Origin of the sequence: Peterkaempfera griseoplana, from assembly GCF_001418575.1 — a bacterium.
In the GTDB taxonomy this organism is placed as follows: Bacteria; Actinomycetota; Actinomycetes; order Streptomycetales; family Streptomycetaceae; genus Peterkaempfera; species Peterkaempfera griseoplana.
On the sequence record NZ_LIQR01000162.1, the window covers coordinates 1 to 9,576 of the forward strand.

A 9,576-nucleotide genomic window follows, 5' to 3' on the forward strand; every position below is an offset into this window, starting at 1 on the left:
GGCGGCTGCGAGGTCGGCGGGGTGGTGCCGCCCGGGCCGGTGAGGGTGATGTCGTCGGCGTTGAAGGCGCCCTGGCCGTACCAGCCGTGGACGTAGATCGTGACGCTGGTGGTGGAGGCACCGGTCTTGAAGCTGGTGCTCAGCTGGCTCCAGGACGACGAGGTGGTCCAGGTGGAGACGTCGGTGGTGCCGTTGCCGGTGGTCCCGAGGTAGACGTACGGGCCCTGCACCCAGGCGCTCAGCGTGTAGCTGGAGTTGGGCTGCACCGACACCTGCTGCGCGCACTGGCCCGTGTCGGAGGCGCTGGGCGTCGACAGCAGCGAGTAGGAGCCGGAGTGGGCGGGGGAGGTGACGACGCTCGCGGTGCCGGAGCAGGTCCAGTTGGCCTTGGTGCCGGTCTCGAAGCCGCCGTTGACGGTCAGGTTGCCGTCCGCGGCGCTGGCTCCGCCGGGCAGCAGGGCGAGTCCGGCTGCGGCAGCGCCGAGGGCGGTGGCGCCGGCGGCCAGAGCGCTGATGGTGCGCTTGTGCCGTCTGTGTGCAGCACGTGCCATGGGTCTGTGACTCCCTTGCGCGGAGGGCGGACCGCCGCGTCGGGGGAACACGGCGGTCCGGTGAGGGGGGGAAGGGTGAAGCGTGCGGCACGGCGCGGCCCGTCCCTGCTCCCAGGGCACGCAGTGCTGTGTGCCCCACACGGTGGACTAGACCAATGACGGTCGTCAAGACGGCGAACGGCGGCTTACGGGTCTCTTAAGGAAGGCATCAGGGCGGCATCGGGTACGCCGAGAGCCCCCGCCCTGGCTCGGACGGGGGCTCTCAGGCTGCGGGACCGCGCGGCGGCGGATGTCCCTGAGGGAGGAGGAGGTCAGCCCTCGGAGGACCTGGCCCAGAGGTTGAGTCCGGAGTCGGTGGCGTACTCGTCGATCTCCGACAGCTCCTCGGCGGTGAGCCGCGGGCCCTGGACCGCGGCCACATTGGCCTCCAGCTGCGCCACGGACGAGGCGCCGATCAGCGCCGAGGTCATCCGGTCGTCACGCAGCAGCCAGGTCAGCGCCAGCTGGGCCAGCGTCTGGCCGCGGCGCTGGGCGATGCCGTTGAGCGCACGCAGCTTGCCCACGGTGTGCTCGCTGATCGACTGCGGGTCCAGCGACTTGCCCTGGGTGGCGCGCGAGCCCTCCGGGATGCCGCCCAGGTACTTGTCGGTGAGCAGGCCCTGCGCCAGCGGCGCGAAGCCGATGCAGCCGGTGCCGGTCTCCTCCAGCACGTCCAGCAGTCCGTCCTCCTCCAGCCAGCGGTTGAGCATCGAGTACGAGGGCTGGTGGATCAGCAGCGGGACGCCGAGGCCGGCGAGGATGTCGGCGGCCTCCCTGGTGCGCTGGGCGTTGTAGGAGGAGATGCCCACGTACAGCGCCTTGCCCTGCTGCACGGCGGATGCCAGGGCGCCCATGGTCTCCTCGAGCGGGGTCTGCGGGTCGAAGCGGTGGGAGTAGAAGATGTCGACGTACTCCAGGCCCATCCGGGTGAGCGACTGGTCCAGGCTGGAGAGCAGGTACTTGCGGGAGCCCCACTCGCCGTAGGGGCCGGGCCACATGTCGTAGCCCGCCTTGGTGGAGATCACCAGCTCGTCGCGGTACGGGCGGAAGTCGGCGGCGAGGTGGCGGCCGAAGTTGGCCTCGGCGGAGCCGTAGGGGGGTCCGTAGTTGTTGGCCAGGTCGAAGTGGGTGACGCCCAGGTCGAAGGCGCGGCGCAGGATCGCCCGCTGGGTCTCCATCGGCTTGTCGTCGCCGAAGTTGTGCCACAGGCCGAGCGAGATCTCGGGCAGCTTCAGCCCGCTGCGACCGGTGCGGCGGTACCGCATGGAGCCGTCGTAGCGGTCGTCCGCGGCCCGGTGGGGGGCAGGGATCATCGTACGGATGCCTTTCGAGTTTGTTGTCCGCGGCGACACTACGCTGCGCATTCTGCGCGTTCACCAGCGAGTTTCGTTCACGTACGGCCGACCGGAGTACCCTGCAGTCGGGCAAGTGCACGGAGGGGCTGAGCACCATGGGTCTGCGCGACCTGGTCTATCGCACGCCGGGTCTGCGGAACCTGGTCTACGGGGTGTACGGGCGCCGGGTCGAGGCGCATCTCGACCCCGCACGGGTGCCTCGCCATGTCGGAGTGATGCTGGACGGCAACCGCCGCTGGGCGCGCGCCGCCGGGATCAGCACCGCCGACGGCCACCGGCACGGCGCCGACAAGATCCAGGAGTTCCTGGGCTGGTGCGACGAGACCGGCGTCGGCGTGGTCACGCTCTGGCTGCTCTCCACCGACAACCTGAGCCGGCCCGCCGAGGAACTGGTGCCGCTGCTGGGCATCATCGAGGACGCGGTGCAGGGGCTGGCCGACGCCCGCAGCTGGCGGGTCCACCCGGTGGGTGCGCTGGACCTGCTGCCCGAGAGCACCTCCGCCGTGCTGAAGGCCGCCGAGCAGGACACCATGGACGTGGACGGCATCCTGGTGAACGTCGCCGTGGGCTACGGCGGGCGGCACGAGATCGCCGACGCGGTGCGATCCCTGCTCCAGGAGCACGCCGGCCGGGGCACCAGCCTGGAGGAGCTGGCGGAGACCGTCGACACCGAGGACATCGCGGCCCATCTCTACACCCGCGGCCAGCCCGACCCCGACCTGGTGATCCGCACCTCGGGGGAGCAGCGGCTCTCCGGGTTCCTGCTCTGGCAGAGCGCCCACAGCGAGTTCTACTTCTGCGAGGCCTACTGGCCGGCGTTCCGCAAGGTGGACTTCCTGCGGGCGCTGCGGGACTACGCGGCCCGGCACCGCCGTTTCGGCGGCTGACGGACCCGGTCCGGGGGCGGTCGACCCGGCTGCTCCCCGTACTCGCGTTCGGGCGTGGCGACCTGGGTTGGTCGTAATCTGCCGGAAATGACCGGATGCTTGCGGCACTGACCGCGGCATGTGCCGAAAGAGTGCGATACCCCCCTCCCACAAGGGCAAACGCCAGCTGAAGATGATCCGTCAGTTGGTCGTCGGCGGCATGCAAGCGGCGAGGCGAGGGAATACTCGCACCAGACCGGGACCTCGGCCACCGGGGCCGCGGGGACCGGTGAGCCGCGGGTGACGTCGGGTCACCCGCCCGGGAGGCCTTGTGGTCAGTTCCAAGAGCCGCCGGATGCACGACCGGCGCACGTACGTTCTCGACACCAGCGTGCTCCTGGCCGACCCGATGGCCATGACCCGTTTCGAGGAGCACGAGGTCGTGCTCCCGGTGGTCGTGGTCACCGAGCTGGAGGCCAAGCGGCACCACCCGGAGTTGGGCTACTTCGCCCGCCAGGCGCTCAGGCTCCTGGACGACTTCCGGATCCGGCACGGGAGGCTGGACGAGCCCATCCCGGTCGGCGAGATCGGCGGCACCATCAGGGTCGAGCTCAACCACTCGGACCCGTCCGTGCTCCCCGCCGGCTACCGGCTCGGCGACAGCGACACCCGCATCCTCGCGGTCGCCCGCAACCTCCAGGCCGAGGGGTACGACGTCACCGTCGTCTCCAAGGACCTGCCGATGCGCATCAAGGCGAGTTCGGTCGGCCTGCTCGCGGAGGAGTACCGCGCCGAGCTGGCCATCACCTCCGGCTGGACGGGGATGTCCGAACTCGCGGTCTCCGGCGAGGAGGTGGACGCACTCTTCGGCCAGGAGACGGTGGACATCGAGCAGGCCCGCGACCTGCCCGTGCACACCGGACTGGTGCTGACCTCGGAGCGCGGGCGCGCCCTGGGCAGGGTCACCGGCGACGGCAGGGTCAGGCTGGTGCGGGGCGACCGTGAGGCGTTCGGCCTGCGCGGCCGCAGCGCCGAGCAGCGGATCGCACTCGACCTGCTGCTGGACCCGGAGGTGGGCATCGTGTCGATGGGCGGACGGGCCGGCACCGGCAAGTCCGCGCTGGCGCTCTGTGCGGGGCTGGAAGCCGTACTGGAGCGCGGACAGCACCGCAAGGTGATGGTGTTCCGGCCGCTGTACGCGGTCGGCGGCCAGGAGCTGGGCTATCTGCCGGGCAGCGAGGCCGAGAAGATGAGCCCGTGGGCGCAGGCCGTCTTCGACACCCTCTCGGCGGTGACCACCGCGGATGTGATCGAGGAGGTGGTCTCCCGCGGGATGCTGGAGGTGCTGCCGCTGACCCACATCCGGGGCCGCTCGCTGCACGATGCCTTCGTGATCGTCGACGAGGCGCAGTCGCTGGAGCGCAATGTGCTGCTCACGGTGCTGTCCCGGATCGGCCAGGGCTCCCGGGTGGTGCTCACCCATGACGTCGCCCAGCGGGACAACCTGAGGGTGGGCCGCTACGACGGGGTGGTGGCGGTGGTGGAGAAGCTCAAGGGGCACCCACTCTTCGCCCACATCACCCTCACCCGCTCGGAGCGTTCGCCGATCGCCGCGCTGGTCACCGAGATGCTGGAGGATGTTCAGCCATAAAAGCGTGTGAAACGGACTCAGGCGGTTAATTCCGCACAAAAGGGGTCGAGCCTCAGGGCTCGACCCCTTTTCGCCGTCCGCCCCCAACTGCGGTGCGGGGCAGGGCAACAGTGTCCGGAGCCTAATCCCGCCCTGCGCCCGGTGCCCAGCGAACGGCAAAGTTCCTGGTCGGCAGCGCCTGTGAATTTCGACACGCAACAGAGAATTGCGTGGACAGGTCTCCGTCGGGCATGGTGTGGGTTCTGTCAGGCCCCGCGTACGGCGTGACAAGCCGCCTCCCCGGCGGCGACGCCACCTTCACGGTGACGTTGTGTGCGAACAACTGAAGACCGGTGAAGCCGTACGCCGCCCGTGATCCACCACCCCCGTCCCACCGGGGAACCGGGCCCGCGCCTCCCGTGACCAGCACCGGTGGAGGCCAGCGACAGGGGTAGGTCGCGTCCGCACGGTCACGCGCGGATGATGCTGGAAGGAAACCATGTGACTCGGATCTCGGTCCGGGGAGTTGCTGTGGCCTCCGCCACCGCCGTCACCGCAGTCGGTGCCGTCGTGGGCGTGGCCTCGGGCAACGAGGGCAAGACCACGCAGACGGTCGATGTCGCCGGCGCAACCCTGCTCGCTGACATCCCCTCGGGCGCCCAGGCGCAGACCATCAGCGACAACATCGGCAGGCAGGCGGACGCGCAGGCCAGCGCCGCCGACGCCGCAGCCAAGAAGGCTGCGGAGGAGGCCGCCCGCAAGAAGGCCGCCCAGGTCGCCCAGGCCAAGGCGGACGCGGACCGTGCCGCCAAGGAGGCCGAGGCCAAGCGCAAGGCCGAGGCTGCCAGCCGGGCCAAGGCCCGCTCGCTGCTCGCCGCGCCCATCGATGTGTCCCCGGGATCGGTCCAGGCGCTGGCCCGTTCCATCATCGGCAACGACACGCAGTTCCAGTGCTTCTCGCAGATCGTCACCCGGGAGAGCGGCTGGCGCTACACGGCCACCAACGCCTCCTCGGGCGCCTACGGTCTGGTGCAGGCGCTGCCGGGCTCCAAGATGGCCTCCGCCGGCGCCGACTGGCGGACCAACCCGGCGACCCAGATCAAGTGGGGCCTCAACTACATGAACTCCCGGTACGGCAGCCCCTGCGGTGCCTGGTCGTTCTGGCAGGCGCACAACTGGTACTGAGTGCGGCTGCCCCACGGGCGCCGCATCACGCACCACGGCCCACGCACCACAGCGGGGACCAGGGGCGGCCCGTGCCGGGCGGCCCCGAGTACGCCCCCGACCCCTCGCGGGTCGGGGGCGTATCCGTGTCCGGGGAGGTCCGGCCCGGGCGTGGGCGGCCCGCACAGGGAGCCGTCTTCCCGTGCGGCGGCACCAAAAAGACCTGAAATCGCCCCTTTTGACCGAACGCCACGGCGGCCCATTGCCCAGCCGGACCCCTACCGCGGGGATCGTCCGCCGCGCCAGCGGGTACGGTCGAGCACACAACCGGCACCGGAGCCGGGACGCACCGCGGGTCGCGGGTCGCGCAGGACGAGGGGGAGAGGGACGGTGTCGCGAGTGTCGCGGATCGGCAGATGGGGTGTGGTCGCCTGGGGGAAGTCTGCCGCCGCGCGCACGGCGGCGCGGCTGGATGAGCGCCGCCGGGAGGCCGACGAACTGCTCCGGCGGGAGGCGCAGCACGCGGAACCGCCGCCGGAGACCGCCGGCCCCGAGGTCCGGACCCTGCCGTCGCCCGTCACCGCGTACCACCGCGAGTCCCATCTGGGCCGGCCCGCGACACCGGCCGAGGCGGTGCCGTGGGCGCTGCGGGTGGCCGCCGAGTCCACCTGGCGGCTGCTGCTGCTGGGCGCGGCCCTCTATGTCGTCTTCCGGGTGGTCACCACGCTGCGGATCGTGGCGCTGGCCTTCATGGCCGCGCTGCTGATCGCCGCCCTGCTGCAGCCCACGGTGGCCTGGCTGCGCAGACACGGGCTGCCGCGTGCGCTGGCCGCGGCGCTGACCTTCCTCAGCGGACTGGTCGGGATAGGGCTGGTCGGCTGGTTCGTGGTGTGGCAGGTGACCACCAACCTGGAGTCGGTCACCAGCCGGGTCCAGGAGGGCGTGGACCAGCTGCGGGACTGGCTGGTGAAGGGGCCGCTGCATCTGACCGACAAGCAGATCAGCGACTTCGCCAAGCAGATCTCCAAGGCCATCGGCACCAACTCCGACGCCATAACCTCGGCCGGCTTCACCGGCGTCACCATCGCCGTCGAGGTGCTGACGGGCGTGGTCCTGGCAGCCTTCTGCACCTTCTTCCTGCTCTACGACGGCGAGCGGATCTGGCAGTGGACGCTGCGGGGGCTGCCCCGCCACTCCCGGTACGCGATGGCGGGGGCCGGGCCGCGCGCCTGGGCGACGCTCACCAGCTATGTGCGGGGCACGGTGCTGGTGGCCTTCATCGACTCGGTCTGCATCGGCATCGGCATCGAGCTGCTGAACGTCCCGCTGGCCGTACCCCTTGCGGTGATCATCTTCCTGGGGGCGTTCGTCCCGCTGGTCGGAGCGCTGGTGACCGGAACGGTCGCGGTGCTGATCGCGCTGGTCACCCAGGGGCCCTTCACCGCGGCGATGGTGCTGGTGGTGCTGGTGGCCGTGCAGCAGATAGAGGGCCATCTGCTGCAGCCGCTGATCCTGGGCCGGGCGGTGCGGGTGCATCCGCTGGCGGTGGTGCTGGCGGTGGCGTCGGGCTCGATCGTCGCCGGCATCGGCGGAGCGGTGGTGTCGGTGCCGCTGGTTGCGGTGACCAACACGGTGGTCGGCTATCTGCGCCGGCGCACCGCCGCGGGCCACGAGGTCTTCTCCGCGCTGGAGGCCGCGCAGGACGAACAGCTGACCCGGGGCCAGGCCGAGCCGGCCGCGGCCGGGGGCGCCGCCGCGGCGGGCGCCACGGACGCGGGCCAGGGCACCGCGCCCGACGAGGCGCCGGAGAACGGAAATCCCCCGTCCGGACAGTCCGGTACGGGGGATTCCTGAGGCCGGCGGCGTCCGGGGACCTGGGACGGCCGGCTGCGGGAGTCGAGTGCAGCCGGCCCGGCCGGGTTCGCCGCCGTACCGCCGCCCCGGGTTTCCCCGCCCGGGACGGCGGCGGAGGTCACTCCGAGGCCAGGGCGCCCTCGGCGTCCAGGGTGGCGGCGACCGCGGCGACGACCGCTGCGATCTTGGCCGCCTCCTGCACCGTCTGCCGCTCCACACCGGCCTTGCGCAGCACCTGCTCATGCGAGTCCAGGCACATGCCGCAGCCGTTGATCGCCGAGACGGCGAACGACCAGAGCTCGAAGTCGATCTTCTCCACGCCGGGGTTGCCGATGACGTTCATCCGCAGACCGGCTCGCATGGTGCTGTACTCCTTGTCGGAGAGCAGGTGCAGCGTCCGGTAGTAGACGTTGTTCATCGCCATGATCGCGGCGGCGGACTTGGCGGCGGTGTACGCCTGCTCCGAGAGGTGCTCCCGCGCCTCCGGCTCCAGCTCGGTGAGCACCCGCGCGCTGCGCGAGGCGATCGCGCAGGCCAGCACGGTGCCCCAGAGCTGCTGCTCGGGGAGGGTGGAGTTGCCGATGACCGAGCCCAGGTTGAGCTTGAGGTCCTTGGCGTAGTCGGGAAGGGCCGCCTTCAGGGTGTCGAGGGCCACGGTGTCACTCGCCCGCGAGCAGCGCGACCGGGTCGAGGGTGCTCTCGCCCTTGTTCCAGTTGCAGGGGCACAGCTCGTCGGTCTGCAGGGCGTCGAGCACCCGCAGGACCTCCTTGGGGTTGCGGCCCACGGAGCCGGCGGTCACCATCACGAACTGGATCTCGTTGTCGGGGTCCACGACGAAGACGGCGCGCTGGGCGTAGCCGTCCGCGCCCTCCACGCCGCAGTCCCTCATCAGCTCGTGCTTGGGGTCGGCGAGCATGGGGAAGGGCAGGTCGCGCAGGTCGGCGTGGTCCTTGCGCCAGGCGTGGTGGACGAACTCGGAGTCGCCGGACACACCGAGGATCTGGGCGTCGCGGTCCGCGAACTCCTCGTTGAGCTTGCCGAACGCGGCGATCTCGGTCGGGCAGACGAAGGTGAAGTCCTTCGGCCAGAAGAAGACGACCCGCCACTTGCCCTCGTAGGTCTTGTGGTCGATCTGGGCGAACGCCTTCTCGGGGTCGAGGTCGACGCAGGCGGTCAGGTCGTACGAAGGGAACTTGTCACCGATGGTGAGCACGTTCGCTGCTCCTTGAGCTCGTTGAGGGATTACGTCCGGGTTGCGTATGGTTCCGCACCGTACGGACGCGATCCACACTCGCACGCGGATGTTTGATCCGTGAAATAGCTAGAATCGAAGCATCTGATCGGAGGTGGCTATCAGTACCCGAAAGCCCGGCGATACCGGGGCCCGCGCCGGCAGGGCCGCGCAGGCTGTGGCGAAGCCCACAGCCTCCCGTGCCGTCCGCACCCCCTCGGTCGCCCAGCTCAGAGCGTTCGCGGCGGTCGCCGACCACCGGCACTTCCGGGACGCGGCGACAGCCATCGGCACCAGCCAGCCCGCCCTCTCCGGGGCGGTCGCCGCGCTGGAGGAAGCGCTGGACGCACAGCTGGTGGAGCGCACCACCCGCAAGGTCATCATCACCCCGCTGGGTGAGCGCGTCGCCGAGCACGCACGCCGGGTCCTGGCGTCGCTGCACTCGCTCACCGAGGAGGTCGAGGCCGCGCGGCGCCCCTTCACCGGGCCGCTGCACCTCGGCGTGATCCCCACCGTCGCCCCGTATCTGCTGCCCGCCGTGCTGAGGATGGTCCGCGACGGCTATCCGGACCTGGAACTGCACGTCCACGAGGAGCGCACCTCCTCACTGCTGGAGGGCCTCGCAGCCGGCCGGCTCGACCTGCTGCTGATGGCGCTGCCGGCCGGCGGCTCCCTGCCGCTGCTGGAGATCCCGCTCTTCGACGAGGACTTCGTCCTGGTCACCCCGGCCGGCCATGCGCTCGCCGGACGCGCCGGAGTCCCTCGCGACGTCCTGCTGGACCTCGATGTGCTGCTGCTGGAGGAGGGCCACTGCCTGCGCGACCAGGCGTTGGACATCTGCCGCGACGTCGGCGCCGACCCCGCCGCCACCACCCGCGCCGCAGG

At 71.0% G+C, this 9,576-nt stretch carries 9 protein-coding genes; 5 read left to right on the plus strand and 4 right to left on the minus strand.

The genetic code is table 11. The annotated features are described in order from the left end of the window. Together AOK09_RS13250 and mgrA are read right to left on the minus strand one after the other, a co-directional pair. On the minus strand, positions 1-551 hold a 551-nt coding region (locus AOK09_RS13250), incomplete at its 3' end, for a carbohydrate binding domain-containing protein (protein ID WP_175609297.1). Between the two features lie 311 nt (positions 552-862). Next, complete coding sequence (mgrA, locus tag AOK09_RS13255; RefSeq protein ID WP_055587371.1) at positions 863-1,903, minus strand: L-glyceraldehyde 3-phosphate reductase; 1,041 nt, start codon at positions 1,901-1,903, stop codon at positions 863-865. 137 nt (positions 1,904-2,040) lie between these two features. Between mgrA and AOK09_RS13260 the strand changes: the two genes are divergently transcribed. From AOK09_RS13260 to AOK09_RS13275, 4 genes are all read left to right on the plus strand, one after another. After that, positions 2,041-2,832 carry an isoprenyl transferase gene (locus tag AOK09_RS13260; RefSeq protein WP_055587372.1) on the plus strand — a complete coding sequence of 264 codons (792 nt, stop codon included), beginning with the start codon at positions 2,041-2,043 and terminating at the stop codon, positions 2,830-2,832. Positions 2,833-3,142: 310 nt separating this feature from the next. Beyond that, entirely contained in the window at positions 3,143-4,462 is a 1,320-nt protein-coding gene (locus AOK09_RS13265) for a PhoH family protein (protein WP_055587373.1), read from the plus strand. A gap of 480 nt (positions 4,463-4,942) precedes the next feature. Then, the gene (locus AOK09_RS13270) at positions 4,943-5,626 is read left to right on the plus strand and encodes a lytic transglycosylase domain-containing protein (RefSeq protein WP_055587374.1); all 684 of its coding nucleotides are present in this window, start codon (positions 4,943-4,945) and stop codon (positions 5,624-5,626) included. A gap of 378 nt (positions 5,627-6,004) precedes the next feature. Continuing rightward, positions 6,005-7,459 (plus strand): AI-2E family transporter, encoded by a 1,455-nt coding sequence (locus AOK09_RS13275; protein WP_079063015.1) that lies wholly within the window; start codon positions 6,005-6,007, stop codon positions 7,457-7,459. Positions 7,460-7,577: 118 nt separating this feature from the next. Here the strand turns inward: AOK09_RS13275 and AOK09_RS13280 are convergent, their stop codons facing one another. Continuing rightward, positions 7,578-8,114 carry an alkyl hydroperoxide reductase gene (locus AOK09_RS13280; protein ID WP_055587375.1) on the minus strand — a complete coding sequence of 179 codons (537 nt, stop codon included), beginning with the start codon at positions 8,112-8,114 and terminating at the stop codon, positions 7,578-7,580. Positions 8,115-8,118: 4 nt separating this feature from the next. Continuing rightward, complete coding sequence (locus AOK09_RS13285) at positions 8,119-8,673, minus strand: peroxiredoxin (RefSeq protein WP_055587376.1); 555 nt, start codon at positions 8,671-8,673, stop codon at positions 8,119-8,121. A 196-nt stretch (positions 8,674-8,869) separates the two neighbouring features. Between AOK09_RS13285 and AOK09_RS13290 the strand changes: the two genes are divergently transcribed. Beyond that, positions 8,870-9,576, plus strand: a 707-nt coding sequence (locus AOK09_RS13290; protein ID WP_055587377.1) for a LysR substrate-binding domain-containing protein, incomplete at its 3' end; no start/stop codon positions are given.